At 63.8% G+C, this 18,450-nt stretch carries 19 protein-coding genes; 15 read left to right on the plus strand and 4 right to left on the minus strand.

Annotated elements, in window-relative coordinates:
* Positions 1–72 precede the first annotated feature (72 nt).
* The 12 genes from gyrB to AC5P5S_RS10170 all read left to right on the plus strand — a co-directional run bounded on the left by gyrB (position 73) and on the right by AC5P5S_RS10170 (position 12,035).
* A complete protein-coding gene (gene gyrB / locus AC5P5S_RS10115) occupies positions 73–2,532 on the plus strand; it encodes a DNA topoisomerase (ATP-hydrolyzing) subunit B (protein ID WP_049395273.1) in 2,460 nt (819 codons plus the stop codon).
* A gap of 67 nt (positions 2,533–2,599) precedes the next feature.
* On the plus strand, positions 2,600–3,445 hold the full coding sequence (locus AC5P5S_RS10120; RefSeq protein ID WP_062606451.1) for a CPBP family intramembrane glutamic endopeptidase: 846 nt from the start codon (positions 2,600–2,602) through the stop codon (positions 3,443–3,445).
* Between the two features lie 71 nt (positions 3,446–3,516).
* A complete protein-coding gene (locus tag AC5P5S_RS10125) occupies positions 3,517–4,323 on the plus strand; it encodes a M48 family metallopeptidase (RefSeq protein ID WP_005411735.1) in 807 nt (268 codons plus the stop codon).
* 132 nt (positions 4,324–4,455) lie between these two features.
* Entirely contained in the window at positions 4,456–5,643 is a 1,188-nt protein-coding gene (locus tag AC5P5S_RS10130; RefSeq protein WP_005411736.1) for a tetratricopeptide repeat protein, read from the plus strand.
* A 143-nt stretch (positions 5,644–5,786) separates the two neighbouring features.
* Complete coding sequence (locus AC5P5S_RS10135; protein ID WP_005411737.1) at positions 5,787–6,455, plus strand: energy transducer TonB; 669 nt, start codon at positions 5,787–5,789, stop codon at positions 6,453–6,455.
* A 94-nt stretch (positions 6,456–6,549) separates the two neighbouring features.
* Complete coding sequence (gene exbB / locus AC5P5S_RS10140; protein WP_005411738.1) at positions 6,550–7,311, plus strand: TonB-system energizer ExbB; 762 nt, start codon at positions 6,550–6,552, stop codon at positions 7,309–7,311.
* 62 nt (positions 7,312–7,373) lie between these two features.
* Positions 7,374–7,799, plus strand: coding sequence for an ExbD/TolR family protein (locus AC5P5S_RS10145; RefSeq protein ID WP_005411739.1), 426 nt, complete (start codon positions 7,374–7,376; stop codon positions 7,797–7,799).
* A gap of 3 nt (positions 7,800–7,802) precedes the next feature.
* Positions 7,803–8,216: an ExbD/TolR family protein gene (locus tag AC5P5S_RS10150; protein ID WP_005411740.1), complete on the plus strand. Its 414-nt coding sequence runs from the start codon at positions 7,803–7,805 to the stop codon at positions 8,214–8,216.
* A gap of 102 nt (positions 8,217–8,318) precedes the next feature.
* Positions 8,319–9,779: a cardiolipin synthase gene (gene cls, locus AC5P5S_RS10155; protein ID WP_231336661.1), complete on the plus strand. Its 1,461-nt coding sequence runs from the start codon at positions 8,319–8,321 to the stop codon at positions 9,777–9,779.
* A gap of 40 nt (positions 9,780–9,819) precedes the next feature.
* Positions 9,820–10,089, plus strand: a complete 270-nt coding sequence (locus tag AC5P5S_RS10160; RefSeq protein WP_495276314.1) for a hypothetical protein — start codon at positions 9,820–9,822, stop codon at positions 10,087–10,089.
* Positions 10,090–10,098: 9 nt separating this feature from the next.
* Entirely contained in the window at positions 10,099–10,842 is a 744-nt protein-coding gene (locus AC5P5S_RS10165) for a pyridoxine 5'-phosphate synthase (protein ID WP_005411743.1), read from the plus strand.
* A 101-nt stretch (positions 10,843–10,943) separates the two neighbouring features.
* Entirely contained in the window at positions 10,944–12,035 is a 1,092-nt protein-coding gene (locus tag AC5P5S_RS10170; protein ID WP_231336662.1) for a PA0069 family radical SAM protein, read from the plus strand.
* 148 nt (positions 12,036–12,183) lie between these two features.
* On the opposite strand, the gene AC5P5S_RS10175 is transcribed toward AC5P5S_RS10170, so the two are convergent.
* On the minus strand, positions 12,184–12,489 hold the full coding sequence (locus AC5P5S_RS10175; protein ID WP_145963165.1) for a hypothetical protein: 306 nt from the start codon (positions 12,487–12,489) through the stop codon (positions 12,184–12,186).
* A gap of 315 nt (positions 12,490–12,804) precedes the next feature.
* On the opposite strand from AC5P5S_RS10175, the gene AC5P5S_RS10180 reads away from it, so the two are divergent.
* From AC5P5S_RS10180 to AC5P5S_RS10190, 3 genes are all read left to right on the plus strand, one after another.
* On the plus strand, positions 12,805–13,401 hold the full coding sequence (locus tag AC5P5S_RS10180) for a hypothetical protein (RefSeq protein WP_231336663.1): 597 nt from the start codon (positions 12,805–12,807) through the stop codon (positions 13,399–13,401).
* A 351-nt stretch (positions 13,402–13,752) separates the two neighbouring features.
* Positions 13,753–13,935, plus strand: coding sequence for a hypothetical protein (locus tag AC5P5S_RS10185; RefSeq protein WP_231336664.1), 183 nt, complete (start codon positions 13,753–13,755; stop codon positions 13,933–13,935).
* 687 nt (positions 13,936–14,622) lie between these two features.
* Entirely contained in the window at positions 14,623–15,093 is a 471-nt protein-coding gene (locus AC5P5S_RS10190) for a hypothetical protein (protein ID WP_231336665.1), read from the plus strand.
* Between the two features lie 62 nt (positions 15,094–15,155).
* On the opposite strand, the gene AC5P5S_RS10195 is transcribed toward AC5P5S_RS10190, so the two are convergent.
* The 3 genes from AC5P5S_RS10195 to AC5P5S_RS10205 all read right to left on the minus strand — a co-directional run bounded on the left by AC5P5S_RS10195 (position 15,156) and on the right by AC5P5S_RS10205 (position 18,427).
* The gene (locus AC5P5S_RS10195) at positions 15,156–15,866 is read right to left on the minus strand and encodes a 2OG-Fe(II) oxygenase (RefSeq protein ID WP_111686696.1); all 711 of its coding nucleotides are present in this window, start codon (positions 15,864–15,866) and stop codon (positions 15,156–15,158) included.
* Positions 15,867–15,974: 108 nt separating this feature from the next.
* Positions 15,975–16,991, minus strand: coding sequence for a class 1 fructose-bisphosphatase (locus tag AC5P5S_RS10200; RefSeq protein ID WP_049402951.1), 1,017 nt, complete (start codon positions 16,989–16,991; stop codon positions 15,975–15,977).
* A 233-nt stretch (positions 16,992–17,224) separates the two neighbouring features.
* Positions 17,225–18,427: an amino acid aminotransferase gene (locus AC5P5S_RS10205; RefSeq protein ID WP_033833522.1), complete on the minus strand. Its 1,203-nt coding sequence runs from the start codon at positions 18,425–18,427 to the stop codon at positions 17,225–17,227.
* Positions 18,428–18,450: the final 23 nt, after the last annotated feature.

The raw sequence follows: 18,450 nt of genomic DNA on the forward strand, positions 1-18,450 counted from the left end.
GGGTTGGAATCCTTTCATTCTCGGCACATCGCTCCAAGCGGTGGCCGACCTGCGGAGCCTACGGCAAGCGCAATGAGCGACGAACAGAACACCCCGGCAAACAACGGCAATTACGACGCCAACAGCATTACCGCCCTGGAAGGCCTGGAGGCTGTCCGCAAGCGTCCCGGCATGTACATCGGTGACGTGCATGACGGCACCGGTCTGCACCACATGGTGTTCGAGGTCGTCGACAACTCGATCGACGAAGCGCTGGCCGGCCACGCCGACCACGTTGCGGTGACGATCCACGCCGACGGTTCGGTCTCGGTGTCCGACAACGGCCGTGGTATCCCGACTGGCAAGCACGAGCAGATGAGTGCCAAGCTCGGTCGCGAAGTGTCTGCAGCCGAAGTCGTCATGACCGTCCTGCACGCAGGCGGCAAGTTCGACGACAACAGCTACAAGGTTTCGGGCGGCCTGCATGGCGTCGGCGTCAGCGTGGTCAACGCGCTGTCGCAGAAGCTGCTGGTGGACGTGTTCCAGAACGGCTTCCACTACCAGCAGGAATTCAGCAACGGCGCCGCAGTGACCGCGCTGGCCAAGCTGGAAACCACCACCAAGCGCGGCACTACCGTGCGCTTCTGGCCGTCCACCGTCGCCTTCCACGACAACGTGGAGTTCCACTACGACATCCTGGCCCGCCGCCTGCGCGAACTGTCGTTCCTGAACTCCGGCGTCAAGATCGTCCTTGCCGACGAGCGTGGCGACGGCCGTCGCGATGACTTCCACTACGAGGGTGGCATCCGCAGCTTCGTGGAGCATCTGGCCCAGCTGAAGACGCCGCTGCACCCGAACGTCATTTCAGTCACCGGCGAGCACAACGGCATCGTCGTGGATGTGGCGCTGCAGTGGACCGACTCCTATCAGGAGACGATGTACTGCTTCACCAACAACATTCCGCAGAAGGACGGCGGTACCCACCTGGCCGGTTTCCGCGGTGCGCTGACCCGTGTGCTCAACAACTACATCGAGCAGAACGGCATCGCCAAGCAGGCCAAGATCAACCTGACGGGCGACGACATGCGAGAAGGCATGATCGCGGTGCTGTCGGTGAAGGTTCCGGACCCGAGCTTCTCCAGCCAGACCAAGGAAAAGCTGGTCAGCTCCGACGTGCGTCCGGCGGTGGAAAACGCCTTCGGTGCGCGCCTGGAAGAGTTCCTGCAGGAGAACCCGAACGAAGCCAAGGCGATCGCCGGCAAGATCGTCGACGCCGCGCGCGCACGTGAAGCGGCGCGCAAGGCCCGCGACCTGACCCGCCGCAAGGGCGCGCTGGATATCGCCGGCCTGCCGGGCAAGCTGGCCGACTGCCAGGAAAAGGATCCGGCGCTGTCCGAACTGTTCATCGTCGAGGGTGACTCGGCAGGTGGCTCGGCCAAGCAGGGCCGCAACCGCAAGAACCAGGCGGTGCTGCCGCTGCGCGGCAAGATCCTCAACGTGGAACGCGCGCGCTTCGACCGCATGCTGTCCTCCGACCAGGTCGGCACGCTGATCACGGCGCTGGGCACCGGCATCGGCCGAGACGAGTACAACCCGGACAAGCTGCGTTACCACAAGATCATCATCATGACCGACGCCGACGTCGACGGCGCCCACATCCGCACCCTGCTGCTGACGTTCTTCTACCGTCAGATGCCGGAGCTGATCGAGCGCGGTTACGTCTACATCGGCCTGCCGCCGTTGTACAAGATCAAGCAGGGCAAGCAGGAGCTGTACCTGAAGGACGACCCGGCGCTGGACAGCTACCTGGCCAGCAGCGCGGTGGAAAACGCTGCGCTGGTGCCGGCCACCGGCGAGCCCGGCATCGAAGGCCTTGCGCTGGAAAAGCTGCTGCTGGCCTACGCGGCCGCGCTGGATTCGATCGAGCGCAACGCACATCGCTACGACCGCAACCTGCTTGAAGCGCTGGTCGATTTCGTGCCGATGGACCTGGAAAGCCTGCGCGCTGCCGGCCAAGGCGAGGGCCTGGATGCACTGGCCAAGCGCCTCAACCAGGGCAGCCTGGGCAGCCCGCGTTTCACGCTGGAACTGCAGGAAGCCAACGACGAGCGCCCGGCCGCTGTGCTGGTGACCCGTCGCCACATGGGCGAACAGCACATCCAGGTGCTGCCGATGTCGGCCTTCGAAAGCGGCGAACTGCGCGCGATCCACCAGGCATCGAAGCTGCTGCACGGTCTGGTCCGCGAAGGCGCGACCATTTCCCGCGGTGCCAAGTCGATCGAAGTCGACAGCTTTGCCAAGGCACAGAACTGGCTGCTCGAGGAGGCCAAGCGCGGCCGCCAGATCCAGCGATTCAAGGGTCTGGGTGAAATGAATCCGGAGCAGCTGTGGGACACCACGGTGAACCCGGAAACCCGCCGACTGCTGCAGGTGCGTATCGAGGACGCTGTCGCAGCCGACCAGATCTTCAGCACCCTGATGGGCGATGTCGTCGAACCGCGTCGCGATTTCATCGAAGACAACGCGCTGAAGGTCGCAAACCTGGATATCTGACACAATCGGGACACGGCCGGCGCGCGGGGAGGCGCGCCGGCCTTCGACTCTTGAACACAGGTACCTGATGTCAGCATCCGCCCCGGTTTCCGCTCCGCCCCCGGTTCCGCCGGCTTCTGCCGCGCCGCGTGCCATTTCGCCGTTGGCGGGGTTCTTCATCGACCTGGGCATCGCCGCTGTCACCCTGTTCGGCCTGAGCCTGGTCAGCGGCCTGCTGTGGGGCCTGTACCGTGGCGTGGTGGTTGGTTACGCGAACGCGCAGGCTGGCGCTGGCGCACCCGACGCCAGTTCGGTCGCGGCGTCACTGGGCCAGCCCGGCGCGCTTGCGCAGATTCTCATGGCACTGTTCGCCACCGGTGGTGCCGCGTTGCTGCTGTACTTCTGGCGACGGCCGGCCAACGCCGCCGAGCGCCACGCCTCGCGCCAGGCGCTGCGCCGCCCCTCCACCTGGGGCTGGACCCTGCTGGTGGCGACCCTGATCGTGCTCGGCAGCAACGGCATCGCCTTCCTGGCCAAGCAGGTCGGCGTCGAGCCGGTCCCCACCAATCTGGCGCTGATGCAGAGCGCGATCGCACGTTTCCCGCTGTTCCTGGTGCTGTTCGCGGTGGTCCTGGCGCCGGCCTACGAGGAACTGCTGTTCCGCCGCGTGCTGTTTGGCCGCCTGTGGCAGGCCGGGCGGCCTGGGTTGGGCGTGGTACTGAGCAGCCTCGCATTTGCCCTGATCCATGAGATCCCTGGCACGAGTGCCAATGGCCCGGCCGAAATCGCACAGCTGTGGCTGGTCTATGGTGGCATGGGGGCCGCGTTCTGCTGGCTCTACCGGCGCACCGGCACGTTGTGGGCGGCGGTCACCGCCCATGCGCTGAACAATGCGGTCGCCCTTGCGGCGATGGTGTTCCTGGGGTCAACGTAAGGCCGCGTCCGCTTGACGAAAGATTAAGCCGCTACGCTACACACTCCGCATATGAACACGGGGGAGTTTCCATGAAACAACTGCTGCTGGCCCTTGTCATCACCACCCTGGTCAGCGCCTGCGCGACCACCACCTCCCCTACCGGTCGCCGGCAGATGGTGGGCGGCGTCTCGCAGGCGCAGCTGGACCAGCTCGGCGCACAGGCGTTCGCCGAAACCAAGCAGAAGGAAAAGATCAGCACCGACGGCCGCCAGAACGGTTACGTGCAGTGCGTGGTCAACGCCCTGGTCGCGCAGCTGCCAGCTCAATACCGTGGCGTACGGTGGGAGACGGCGGTATTCGTCGACAAGGAACCCAACGCCTTCGCCCTGCCCGGCGGCAAGGTCGGCGTGAACACCGGCATCTTCACCGTGGCCAAGAACCAGGATCAGCTGGCTGCCGTGATCGGCCATGAAATCGGTCATGTCATCGCCCGCCACCACGAAGAGCGCATCACCCGCCAGATGGGTGCGCAGACCGGGCTGGCCGTGCTCGGCGCGCTGGCTGGCGCAGCCTACGGCGAAGGTGCTGCCAGCACCGTCAACCAGCTCGGTGGCATGGGCGCGCAGACTGCCTTCCTGCTGCCGGGCTCGCGGACGCAGGAAAGCGAGGCTGACGTGATCGGCCAGCGGCTGATGGCCCAGGCCGGATTCAATCCGGCGCAGGCGGTCGACCTGTGGCAGAACATGATGGCCGCCAGCGGCGGTCGCAGCCCGCAATGGCTGTCCACCCACCCGGATCCGGCCAACCGGATCCAGGAACTGCGACGTGATGCCCCGGGCCTGACGCCGGTCTATCAGCAGGCGCAGGCGGCCGGGCTACGGCCAAAGTGCGGATGAGTGCGCAGTTCTATGCTGTATTGCAGCACATAAAACGATTTCTCACGCCATCTGTTTCTGATACGTTTGGCGGCTCAGATTTTTCTGACAGTCCGACTTTGCCGCTAACCGGCGGTTCGATCGAGGTGAACGATGATTTTCCGTAACCACAAAGCTGTGCTTTCCGTCCTCGTCGCGACCGCCCTGACCGGCGCCGTGGTCACCGATGCCTTCGCGCAGTCCTCGCGTTCCTCCGAGCGCGGCAACCGTGGCGGCAAGCAGGCCAAGGCCGAGGCGCTGTACCCGAACGCGACCCGCCAGGAGCCGACGGTCAAGGCTTCGGCCAAGATGGGCAGCAAGCTGCAGAAAATGATCGACAGCTACAACAAGGAAAAGTTCCCGGAAACCCGCACCCAGGCCGACGCCATCCTGGCTGACAGCGCCGCGAACGAGTACGACAAGTCGCTGGCCGCGCAGCTGGCCTCGCAGGCTGCCTACCAGACCGATGACGCCCCGGCTGCCATCGCCTACCTGAAGCAGGTCCTGCAGTTCAACGGCCTGGACAACAACGGCCACTTCCAGTCGATGCTGATGCTGGGCCAGTTGCAGCTGCAGGAAGACCAGACAGCCGAAGGCCTGGCAACCCTCGACAAGTACTTCGCCGAGAGCAAGTCGACCAAGCCGGAAGAACTGATCGCCAAGGGCCAGGCGCTGTACCAGCTGGAGCGCTACCAGGAAGCGATTCCGGTGCTGAAGCAGGCCATCGCCGGCTCCGCCGAACCGAAGGACAACTGGAACCAGCTGCTGATGGCGGCCCTGTCCGAAGCCGGCCAGTCCGGCGAAGCGGTCAAGGAAGCCGAGGCGCTGGCCGCCAAGAACCCGAACGACAAGAAGGCCCAGCTGAACCTGGCCAGCATGTACATGCAGGCCGACCAGATGGACAAGGCGGCCGCGGTGATGGACAAGCTGCGCAGCAGCGGCCAGCTCACCGAAGAGCGCGAGTACAAGCAGCTGTACTCCATCTATGCCAACACCGACAAAAAGGAAAAGGACGTCATCGCGGTCATCAACGAAGGGTTGCAGAAGGGCATCCTGAAGCCGGACTACCAGGTTTACCTGGCGCTGGCCCAGTCCTACTACTACTCCGACCAGGTGCCGCAGGCGATCGATGCGTGGCAGAAGGCTGCCCCGCTGTCCAAGGACGGTGAGACCTACCTGAACCTGGCACGCGTCCTGCATGCCGAAGGTCGCATCCCGGAGGCCAAGCAGGCCGCCCAGCAGGCGCTGGCGAAGGGTGTGAAGAACCAGGCTGATGCCAAGAAAATCATCAACCTGAAGTAAGTAGGAATAACGCCTGAATGCCTGCCCAGTTGATGCGCAGGCGCTCAGGATTGGTATAAGCTTGGAGGTTCCTGCGGTGTCATGCACCGCTGATCAGGGATTCCGCCCCCGGCATCCCGGCCCCACTATTGAGCTCTTGGCGCATGACGGAACAACTAGTCGTTCACCGGTACGAACAACCCGATGACAAGGGGCTGAGCTGGCCTCGCATCGTCGGCATCGCGTTTGTAATTGCCCTGCATCTGGCCGCCTTCATGATGCTCCTCATTCCCGCCGTGGCTCCCAAGGCCGTGGCTGAGAAGGAGCGCAACGTCATGGTGACCATCGTCGATGCGCCGCCGCCGCCGCCCCCGCCGCCGCCGCCGCCGCCGCCGACCGATACTCCGCCGCCGCCGGTGAAGAATCTGTCGCCGCCGAAGCCGTCGCCGGTCCCGCCGCCGCCGCAGGCGCCGGTCGTGGACGTGCCGGAGCCGCGCCCGAGCGATATCGTCACCCCGCCGTCGCCCCCCGCGCCGCCGGCACCTGCGACCTCGATCGAGGCCAGCGTGGACATCTCGTCGAAGGCCATGAATCCGCCGCGCTACCCGCCGGCCGCCTTCCGCGCGGGTATCCAGGGCGAAGTGATCCTGATCATTGATGTCGATGCCAACGGCAACGTCACCAATGTCACGGTGGAAAAGTCCAGCCGTAACCGCGACCTGGACCGTGCCGCGATGGAAGCGGCTCGCAAGTGGCGCTTCAACGCCGCTGAATCTGGCGGTAAGAAGGCGGCAGGTCGCGTTCGCGTCCCGGTCAACTTTGCGCTGAACTGATGCGCCCGGGTGGCCGCATGGCCACCCCCGCTCCCGGTTCGATTGTTTAGCTTAGCTACACCCTTTATCACCACACACAACAAAGGTAAGCGTCATGCTGCAGGAAATTTTCATCGCCGCTGCTGCCGGGGGCAATCCGTCCAACGCCCTGTCGCAGATGGGCTTCGAGCACCTGATCCACGAAATGACCACCAAGCCGGGTGATTTCGCGGTTTCCTGGGTCGTGCTGCTGACCCTGATCGCCATGTCGGCCATGTCCTGGTACTGGACCGTCATCAACATCTTCCGTGCGACCCGCCTGAAGAGCGCTGCTGATCGCGTCGTCAGCCTGTTCTGGGATACCCCGAACGCGCAGGACGCCATCCGTGCCATGGAAGAGCAGCCGGCTTCGGAGCCGTTCTCGAAGATCGCTCTGGACGCTGCCCAGGCTGCTGCGCACCACCAGCGCGCTGAAGGCGGCGCCACCGGCGGCGTGGGTGAGAACCTGAGCCGTTCGGAGTTCGTCGACCGCGCCCTGCGTCAGGCCGTCACCCGCGAAAGCAACAAGCTGCAGTCGGGCATGACCCTGCTGGCCACCGTCGGCGCGACCGCTCCGTTCGTCGGTCTGCTGGGTACCGTGTGGGGCATCTACGGCGCCCTGATCAAGATCGGTGCCACCGGCTCCGCTTCGATCGACGCCGTTGCCGGCCCGGTGGGTGAAGCGCTGATCATGACCGCGATCGGTCTGTTCGTCGCGATCCCGGCCGTGTTCGCCTTCAACTTCTTCAGCAAGATCAACAGCGCGACCATCAGCAAGTTCGATACCTTCGCGCACGACCTGCACGACTTCTTCGCCACCGGCTCGCGCGTCCGCTAATTGCGGCGCGCTTCACCCAGCGACGAACGTAAGTAGTCACCAAGATCTAGACGGAGCCCGTTATGGCTTTCAGTAGTGGTAACAGCGGCGGCCCCATGGCCGACATCAACGTTACGCCCCTTGTGGACGTGATGCTGGTGCTGCTGATCATCTTCATCATCACGGCGCCCCTGATGTCCCACAAGGTCAAGGTGGATCTGCCGGAAGCCAACCTGATCCAGAAGCCGGAAGACGCTGAAAAGCGTTCCGGACCGATCACCCTGGCAGTCAAGGAAGACGGCTCGATCTACTGGAACGACGAAGAAATCAACAAGCAGACTCTCGAGTCGCGCTTGGCGACCGCCGCCCAGCAGACCCCGCAGCCGCCGCTGAACCTGCGTGGTGACCGCACCACCAAGATGCGCGTCATCAACGACCTGACCAAGGTCGCGCAGGAACAGGGCATGCTGGACGTCGGCTTCGTCGCGACCAAAGAAAAGGGGCAATAAGCCATGGCATTCAGTAGTGGTGGTGGCAAGGGCCCCATGGCAGACATCAACGTCACGCCCCTCGTGGACGTGATGCTGGTTCTGCTGATCATCTTCATCGTGACCGCGCCGATCATGACGTACCCGATCGCCGTCGACCTGCCGCAGCGCGTGCTCAACCCACCGCCGCAGCTGGTCGAACCGCCGCCGCCGATCGAACTGAAGATCGACGCCAGCAACCAGGTCTCGTGGAACAACAGCCCGATCAATACCAGCGAGCTGCAGCAGCGGATGGAGCAGGAGGTCCAGCGTGACCCGACCAACCAGCCGGAACTGCGCATCGACGCCAGCCCGGATTCCGAGTACGACGTGATGGCCAAGGTTCTGGCCGCCGCGAAGAATGCTCAGATGAAGAAGATCGGTTTTGTGCAGCAGTAATCGCTACACCGCAACACAACAGTCATGACGCGACTGCAGACGCCCCTGGAGACAGGGGCGTTTTTTTTTATGCCTGCCGGCCTGGACCGCTATGATCGGCGGATGCTCGCCCTCTCCGACTCCCTGCGTCATTGGCTCGACGGCATCGCCCACCTTGGCTCGATCCTGGCGGTGGCCTACCTGCTGTATCTGTTCGCGCTGGCGGGCTGGATCATGCTGCAGAAGCGTGAGCCGGTCGCCACGCTGAGCTGGATCCTGTCGTTGGCGCTGCTGCCCTACCTCGGCTTGTTCATCTACTACCTGCTGGGCCCGCAGAAGGTGAAGCGGCAACGGCTGCGCCGCGGACGCGCACGTTCGGGCATGGAGCACTACAGCGATGTCTGCCCACCGGATGCCGACTGCACCGAGCTGGCCAAGATCGCGCAGGCCACCACGGGCCTGGCGCCGAGCAGCGCGACCGAGGTGACCTGGCTGGTGGATGGTGCCGCTACCTACGCCGCTCTGTTGGAAGCGGTGGCGCAGGCTCGCGATCACGTGCACCTGGAGTACTACATCTTCAATCCGGACCATGCCGGCACCGCCCTGCGCGACGCCCTGGTCGAGCGCGCCCGTGCCGGCGTGCAGGTGCGCCTGCTGCTGGATGCAGTGGGTTCTTCCGCCCTGCCTCGCCGCTTCCTGCAGCCCCTGATCGATGCTGGTGGCGAGGCGGTCTGGTTCCATCCCCGGCAGTTGCTGAAGCCGTTCAAGCGGCCGTGGTTGAACCTGCGTACGCACCGCAAGCTGGTGATCGTCGATGGCCGGCTGGCCTTCACCGGTGGCATCAATATCACCGACGATGAAGACGAGAGCCGCAAGCCGAACGCCTACCGCGACCTGCACATGCGCATCTGCGGCCACGTCGTGCGCAGCCTGCAGCTGGTGTTCGCCGAGGACTGGCTCTATGCCAGTGGCCAGGATCCCTCGCGCATGGACATTGCCCGTCTGTGGCCGGCTGACATGCCGCTGCGCGGCGATGGTGCGATCAACGCCCAGGTGCTGGTCTCCGGCCCGGACTCGGGCTGGGAAACGATCCACCGCCTGCACGTGGCGGCCATCCAGGAAGCACACGAGCGCGTGTGGCTGGTGACGCCCTACTTCGTGCCGGGCGAAGCGGCGCGGATGGCGCTGACCTCGGCGGCACTGGGTGGACTGGACGTGCGCCTGCTGGTGCCGAAGATGAGCGACTCCTGGTTTGTCACCCAGGCCGCGCGCTCCTATTTCGACGAACTGCTGCACGCCGGGGTGAAGATCTACGAGTACGGCCCGCGCATGCTGCATACCAAGGCTTTCATCGCCGACGACGATGTCTGCATCGTTGGCAGCGCCAACTTCGACCACCGCAGCTTCCGCCTGAACTTCGAGCTGTCGATGATGATCAGCGACCGTGACCGCGTCGCCGCTCTGGCCGGGCTGCTGCAGGGAGAGTTCGACCGCGCCACCCGCGTGCACGACCAGGCTGGCCGTTCGCTGTGGCTGCACCGCCTGCCCGAGGCCTTCGCCCGGCTGGCCTCGCCGCTGCTCTGACGCAGCGCTACACTGCGGCGATCATCCGGGGAGCCCGACTATGTACTGGTTGTACCTGCTGCTGGCGCTGGGCTGTTTCGCCTTCGCCCTGAAGACCCCCAGCGCCGCATTGATGACCCTGTGCCTGCTGGCCGCCCTCGCCTTCCTGCTGGCCTGGGTGCGCGGTCGCTATGTAGCCCGCTTCGGCGACCTTCAGCGGGACCCTGCCACCCTTGTCGATGCCGAGGAGCTGCGCCGCCTGCGCGAGCGGGCCCAGGCCCGCCGCAATGCCGACGCCAACGACCACGATCCGTCCCCTCTTTCCAAGTAGTTCCGTTCCATGACCCAGCTCAGCGTCAACGTCAACAAGATCGCCGTCCTGCGCAATTCGCGCGGCGGCGCCGAACCGGACGTGGTGCGCGCCGCCCAGGCCTGCCTGGATGCCGGTGCACATGGCATCACCGTGCACCCGCGGCCGGACCGCCGCCATATCACCGCCGAGGACGTGCTGGCGCTGTCCACGCTGACCCGCGCGCGTGGTGTCGAGTTCAACATCGAAGGCAACCCGTTCGCACCGCCGCGCGAGGGCTACCCAGGCCTGCTGCCGCTGTGCGCGCAGACCCGCCCGGCGCAGGCGACGCTGGTGCCGGATGGCGATGGACAGATCACCTCCGACCATGGCTTCGACTTCGAGCGGGATGCCGAGCGGCTGCGACCACTGGTCGCCGAACTGAAGGCGATGGGCTGCCGGGTCAGCCTGTTCGTCGATGCGGGCAACCCACTGCTGGAGCAGGCGGCCGAAGTCGGTGCAGATCGTGTCGAGCTGTATACCGGCCCCTACGCCGAAGCACACGCGGCCGGCGACGCTGCGGCGATGCTGGAACTGTTCGCCACTGCGGCGCGGCGGGCGCAGGCGGTGGGCCTGGGCGTCAACGCCGGGCACGACCTGTCACAGGACAACCTGCGCGATTTCCTGGCTCACGTGCCAGACGTGCTGGAGGTGTCGATCGGCCACGCGCTGATCGGCGAGGCACTGTATGACGGGCTGGATGCCACCGTGCGCGGGTACCTGGCGTTGCTCTGACCGCTCCCCTGTAGCGTTGAGCCATGCTCGACGCAGCACCGCGCTGAACCCTTCAGGCAGCCGTCGCAGCCATTGAGACGGCTGCGGCGTAACCTGCCGCAATGGGTATCGCGATCAAGGGCCGAGGTTCCACGTCCCACCTTGCCGGGCGCTTTGAAAGTACCGTCAGCGAGGCGGTGGACGACGGCTGGGCGGTCGATGAGAGCGAGGAATTCCTCGCCCCACGTCTGCGCACTGAAGTACGTGCCGAGACCGCACGCAGCATCATCAGCCGCAACACCTCACCGGACGTCGGCTTCAGCCAATCGGTGAATCCGTACCGCGGTTGTGAGCATGGCTGCTCCTACTGCTTCGCGCGCCCCTCGCACGCCTATCTGAACCTGTCGCCAGGCCTGGACTTCGAGACCAAGCTGTTCGCCAAGACCAATGCGCCGCAGCTGCTGCGCAAGGAGTTGTCGAAGCCGGGCTACGTTCCGCAACCGATCGCGCTGGGCATCAACACCGATGCGTACCAGCCGATCGAACGCAAGTTCAAGCTCACCCGCCAGCTGATCGAAGTGATGCTGGAAACCAAGCATCCGTTCTCGCTGATCACCAAGAACGCACTGGTCGAGCGTGACATCGATCTGCTCGCACCGCTGGCGGCGGAGAACCTGGTCAGCGTGCATTTCTCTGTGACCTCGCTGGACCCGCATCTCTCCGCAAAGCTGGAGCCACGCGCGTCGGCACCGCATGCACGGCTGCGTGCGATGAAGCGCCTGCATGAAGCGGGCATTCCGGTGGGTGTGATGGTGGCGCCGGTGATCCCGTGGATCAACGACAGCGAACTGGAAGCCGTGCTGGAGGCCGCGCATGATGCTGGCGCCAGCACCGCAGGCTACGTGCTGCTGCGCCTGCCGCTGGAAGTGGCCCCGCTGTTCCGCGATTGGTTGGACACCCATCATCCCGATCGCGCCGCGCACGTGATGAGCACCATCCAGCAGCTGCGCGGCGGCAAGGATTACTTCAGCCAGTTCGGCACCCGCATGCGTGGCCAGGGCGTGTATGCCGATCTGTTGAACAACCGCTTCAAGCTGGCGCGAAAGCGTCTCGGCTTCAATGCGCAGAACAGCCATTGGCCGAAGCTGGATTGCAGCCGGTTCCAGAAGCCGTTGCCGCCGAAGAAGGATTCGCCACAGGGAAGTCTGTTCTAGAACGCTGGACCGCTGCCCGGCTTACCGGCAACAATCTGCGCTTGGCCGGATGGCCTGCAAGCCAGGGAGGGATGCAGATGGATGACCCAGGATCCGTGACAGTGCGATGCCGTTCGCTTGACGACGAATCGGTTCGCACATGAAGCGCTCACATGCCTTCAGCTGTGGTGCGTTTCTGATTTTCTGTGGTACCGATGCAGAGGCTGCCCGCGCGTTTGTGGTTGAAGACGCTGCCATGCGCGACCCCACCTGCCTTACGGTCGAGCCGCGCCAGCGGCTCTTCGCTTGTCACCGGATCGTTGCCGGGGACAGCCGAGTGATCGGGCTGAGACGATTCCGCACGTCGTGGAGGACCGACCGTTCCACCTTCAGCAAGCTCACGATCCAGCTCCCCGCTGATGCGAAAGCAGGCGACCGGTTCTCTGTCCCAAATGATCGAGTACGGATGTTCCATAGCAGAGGGTCCAGCGCGTTTGCCGGAAAGACGGGCTGCTACGCAGTGCCGGTCGCAGGGCAGATTACCGTGGTTTCCGCAGGAGACTTCGGCATCGAGGTCCAGGTCGATGCAACGTTTCGCTCTGCAAGCCCACTGCAATGGCCGGGAGAGTGCGAGGCACCGACCACAGTGTCAGAGCATCTGAGAGCCCAGCCATTGTCTCTGGAGCAGCTTGATGCATGGACGGGAGTGCATGATCCGGAGGCATCCCCATTCGAACAGGCACACCCCTCCAGACGTTCGCGCAACTGAATCCGCACGAACGTGCTGTACATGATGAAACGCACTCACTGCTTCCACGCCAGTGGTCTCCTTCTCTACCTTGCGAGCGTGCAGGTGGAAGCTCGCTCCATTCACGAATGCATCATCGTTCCGCAGGCCGCGATCGTCACTGACATGCCGGCTGGCCTGGACGAGTTCGAACAGCGTCTGTGGGTGGCAGATACAGGTCAGAGGGTGCGCAAGGGCACCGATACCCTCCTTCTGCTGCGCCTCTTCTCGGACTCGCCAGGCGTGATCGACTCCCAGCAGTACATCAAGATCACAGGCAGCTTGAAGCGATACGCGCCCTCGTCGGAAGGGACGCCGGAGGTAGTGGATGCACGCCTCACCAGTGGCGGCGCGGGCTTTGTGCACAAGGGAGACAACTGGCTGTCCGATTCAGTCGACGTAGAACTACATCAGCCGCATGAGCGCGATAGTCGGATGGAAGTCAAAGTGACGGCTGTCGGGTGGAACAGTTATCGAAAAGAAGACCGTTCCTTCTATCTCCAGTTCACCTGTCAACTGAAGGAAATCCCTGTCGAGAAGCTCAGTGCCTGGCAAGGAGGAAACGACGATCTCTGGGGATCCTTTGGTCCCACCCGATAGCCGGGTGGAACTGCCTGCATGCAATCACTTCTGCGACGACTGGCAATGCTGAAAATAGAAATTTATTCCCTGAGGTTCTAATCACGACTGGACGAGGATGCGTTCTTCTCCCGGTTGAACCAGATTCCGGGCGTGGTGTCTGTCGAAGGGTTCCTCAGGACGATCAACGTCTCTGTTGATCCGTCGGCTGTGGATGACGAAGGTATGAGAGAGTTGATTTCGCTGTTCCAGCGCTATGGAATAGACGTGCGCCAGCTGCGGAAACTGGAGACGGGAGAATTCAGCTCATGGATGCGGAACAGATCCGCCTACTGGTTCAAGTCGATGTATCCGGACCCGTAAGCACATGACATGAAGATCATCTACTGGCTGGGCATCGCGTTCCTGTGGATGCTTCCGTTGAACGTTCTGTTGCTGACGGGCGGCAAGCTGATCTCCGGCGACGCGCTTGGAGAAGAAGAGCTCGTTGGTTTCGGTGTGGCGGTGTTCGGCGCTGTGGCAGGCGGGATGCTCTATCGCCGTCGCCCGCGGTAGCGTCGAGCCCGCCCGACTCTATCTGGAGCGAAGTCGAGCAAGCTGGACTCTATTTGCCACGGCCGCTTGCAACAGCCAATCTGAGGCTGATGGCTTTCGGGTTCTGGAAGCTGCAACAGCTAGCATGGAAAGCTTGGAGTTACGCGCACTGGCACCGCGTTCTGAGGGAAAATGCTGCCTCTTCTGACATCGATTCTCGGCGGTAGTACCGCGGAGGCAAGAGCGGAAAGAGGAACCTCATGCCGGCAATCCGTACATGCAAGAAGATCATGATGCCGCAGATGTCGGGACAGAGAGTCTAGACGGCCAGTTGTCGAGCATGGGTCCATGCATTGCACACGGGGGAATGATGAAGTTCATACTTTGGGCACCTGTAGTGATATTTGCCCTGTTGTCGTTGAGAGCAACTGTCTTCGTCGTCTATCAAGGGGTAAGTGGATCTCCTTTCGCGGAAGAGGAAATCACTGTCGCTGGGGTTGGGTTGGTCTGCGGCTGGATTGCCTGGGTCATGTACAAAACCCTGATCAGACCGTGGAGGAAGCCGAAGCCCTAATGTAGAGCTGGAGTTGGTGGAGGTATCAACTATTCCGCCGGCGGTGGAACTTCCACTGAAATTGGTATTGGAATTGGCGGCGGTGCATCACCGGGTGAGCTGTCTAAGAAGGATGGCGATTGGGGGAATGGTTGGTGAAGAAGAAATCATTGGCTCATTTGCTTCTATACGCTGTGATTGCGGCCCTGATAGGCGGTACCTATCTTTCAATGTTTGGATCCATCGGAGGTGGCGATTGGACCGGAAAGCCAACAGAAGCAGAACTGCGCGCTGCTACCGATACCTTTGAACTCCCTTCAGGCGGCCATCCCACGAACGTTAAGTTCTTACCGAAGGTCACGTTCCTGGGGGCCGTCTTCGACGCCGAACTCGAATCTGATCCAGAGCAGATCGCCGCTTTCTTCATCAAACAAGCCGCAGAGAAGCGGTGGCGACTGCAGAAAGACAAACGGCAGCGCCATTACAGATTGATGGTCTTCTGCGAGGATCGCCTGGCGCGCTCGGTAGAGCTGACGACAAGAGGCAGTACGGTGAAGCTCTATGGAGGAACCTACTGGGACTCGGACAGGGGCGGCGACTACTACTGCTCTCCTGAGGCCCGGTAAACCACCGACGGCATAACGAACTTGCCTGGATATCGGCTCCAATCGGGAGGAGTACGATGACCTCACCGTCCCCCAAACAACTTCTGCGCGCTCTGGAACAGGATCCAACTCGTCGCGATGAACTTGTCCCCCCCCTGCGGCCTGTTACCGCGATGGGTATGGGTAAACGCCGTCGGCGCAATCAGCAGGCTGCCGGTGCGTGGTGCGATCTTCCGCCCCTGGAACAGGAACTCGGTCTCGCCCTCTTCGAATTCCTCGTTGAGGTACAGCGTCCACAGCACGTGCCGGTGCAAGGTCTCGGCCTGCGCATCCTTGGGGTACAGCTCGCAGTGCCAGTACGGGTAACCGCCCTCGCCCGCCGCATACCACTGCAGGTTGATGGCGCCCGGGCGCAGGCAGGTGCGGGCCAGGTCGGCCAGCTGCTGCTGCGGCATGTCAGGAAAGTCCTCGGCAGACAGGCGTCGCGGTTGGCCGTTGCTGTCCTGGATCTGCAACATCAGCGGGGCGATCAACGCCTGTGGATAACGGCGTAGATAAGTCAGCAGGCCGTTGAACACCGCGTGCTGCAGCTGATGGTCCACATCCTGCCAGCCATCAAGGCCGCTGATGCGCAGATCCTTGCTGTGCTTGAGTTCCGGGAACACGCCACTGCCCACGGCACCGGGCTGCAGGCCACGCGCCGCCCGCATGCGCTCGACGATCGCCGCGCAGACCTCGCTGGGGACCGCGTTGTGGATGACCTCGATGAAATCGACCGGGCCCTGCTCGTGCATGCGTGCATTCCTTAGGCGGCAACGGCTTGATGGTGCCGTTTGCCGCCCTCGGTGTCACCCCACGGTCATGTCATCGATCTGCCATGACCGTCGTCAGGCAACCGCCAATCAGCCCTGCGCGTCGTCGTGCGCGTGGTGGTAGCGCACGGCTTCGGCCACTTCCTCGCGCGAACCCAGGAACACCGGCACGCGCTGGTGCAGCTGGTCGGGCTGGATGTCGAGGATGCGCTCGCGGCCGGTCCAGGCGGCGCCGCCGGCCTGTTCGACCAGCAGGCCCATCGGGTTGGCTTCGTACATCAGGCGCAGCTTGCCGGCCTTGGACGGATCCTTCTTGTCCCACGGGTAGATGAAGATGCCGCCGCGGGTCAGGATGCGGTGCACGTCGGCGACCATGCTGGCGATCCAGCGCATGTTGAAGTTCTTGCCGCGCGTGCCTTCCTTGCCCGCCAGCAGATCACCGACATAGGCCTGCATCGGTGCTTCCCAGTGGCGCTGGTTGGACATGTTGATCGCGAACTCCTGGGTCGCCGCCGGAATCTGCATGTTCTCGGTGGTCAGCACGAACTCGCCCTTCTCACGGTCCAGGGTGAAGGCGTGGGTGCCATGGCCGACGGTCAGCACCAGCTGGGTGCTGGGCCCGTAGATGCAGTAGCCGGCGGCGATCTGCTTGCTGCCCGGCTGCAGGAAGGCGTCGTCGCCCGGCAGTTCGACATTGGTCGGGCAGCGCAGCACCGAGAAGATGGTGCCGACGGAGACGTTGACGTCGATGTTGGAGCTGCCGTCGAGGGGATCGAACAGCAGCAGGAAATCACCGCGCGGGTAGATGTCCGGCACCGGCTGGCTGTGGTCCATTTCCTCCGAGGCGCACGCGGCGAGGTGGCCACCCCAGGCGTTCGCTTCAAGCAGGATCTCGTTGCTGATCACGTCCAGCTTCTTCTGCGCCTCGCCCTGCACGTTACCGGTACCGGCATCGCCCAGCACGCCACCGAGGGCGCCCTTGCTGACGGCGATGGAGATGCTGGTGCAGGCGCGGGCGACGACCGCGATCAGCTGGCGCAGGTCGGCGTTGATGCGGCCGGCGTGCTGTTCCTGGATCAGGAAGCGGGTCAACGAAGTACGGGACATGAGCGGGCAGGTCTCGGCAGCGGGAAAACGCCTATTGTCGCCCGTATGGCGGGGCCGTGCGTGAGCGCGGGAAGGCGTAATCGTTTCCAGATGCGTTGCACTCGTGGCGCCTCCCCCTCCCACGCGCTTCAGGGTTCGCCGCGAGCGCGGTGGGGATGGCAAAGGCAAGAGCAAAAGCAAAAAAACAAAGGCGCCTTTCGGCGCCTTTGTCTTCAAGCTACTGGAGCGTTGTTTCAGCCCTTGGCGACGGTGGCCACGGCCTTGGCGACGTATTCCAGGTTGTTCTGGTTCAACGCCGCCACGCAGATGCGGCCGGTGCCGACGGCGTAGATGCCGAACTCGTCGCGCAGACGCTCGACCTGCTCGCGGCTCAGGCCGGAGTAGGAGAACATGCCGGCCTGTTCGTTGATGAAACCGAACTGCGGCGCGCCAGCGGCAGCCAGCTTCTCGACCAGGCCCTGGCGCAGGGCGTGGATGCGCTCGCGCATCTCGGTCAGCTCCTGCTCCCACATCGCACGCAGTTCCGGGTTGGTCAGCACGCCGGCCACCAGCGCAGCACCGTGGGTGGATGGGCTGGAGTAGATGGTGCGGATCACGCGCTTGACCTGCGACTGCACCGCCTTGGCGTCAGCGGCAGTCGGTGCCACCATCGACAGCGCACCCACGCGCTCGCCGTACAGCGAGAACGACTTGGAGTACGAGTTGGCGACGATGAAGCTGTCGATGCCGGCTTCGGCGATGATGCGCACGGCGGCGCCGTCCTGCTCGATGCCCTTGTCGAAGCCCTGGTAGGCCATGTCGATGAAGGGGAACAGCTGCTTGTCCTTCAGCAGCTGCGCGACCTGCTTCCACTGGGTGACCGTGAGGTCGGCACCGGTGGGGTTGTGGCAGCAGGCGTGCAGCAGCACCACGGTGCCGGCGTCCAGCTTGCCCAGGTCGGCCAGCATGCCGTCGAAATCGACGCCATGGGTGGCCGGGTCGAAGTAGGTGTAATCCAGCACGTCGAAACCGGCGGCGCTGAACACCGCACGGTGGTTTTCCCAGCTCGGGTTGCTCAGCGCAACGGTGGCGTGCGGCAGCAGCTTCTTCAGCACGTCGGCGCCGACGCGCAGCGCACCGCTGCCGCCGACGGTCTGTGCGGTAGTGACGCGGCCGGCGGCCAGCAGCGGCGAATCCTTGCCGAACACCAACTCGCGCGTGGCCTGCGTGTACGCCGGCAGGCCATCGATCGGCAGGTAGCCGCGCGGTTTGGCCTCGGCGGCGAGCTGCTGCTCGATCTGCTTGACGGCGCGCAGCAGCGGAATGCGGCCGCTCTCGTCGTAGTAGATGCCCACACCCAGGTTGACCTTGGTCGGGCGGCTGTCGGCGTTGTACGCCTCGGTCAGGCCCAGGATCGGGTCGCCTGGGACCAGTTCCACGTTTGCAAAGAAGGACACGGCGGTACTCGTTCGGTAGACGG

The sequence above is a fragment of the Stenotrophomonas sp. YJH_SMC_54 genome, from assembly GCF_059368435.1.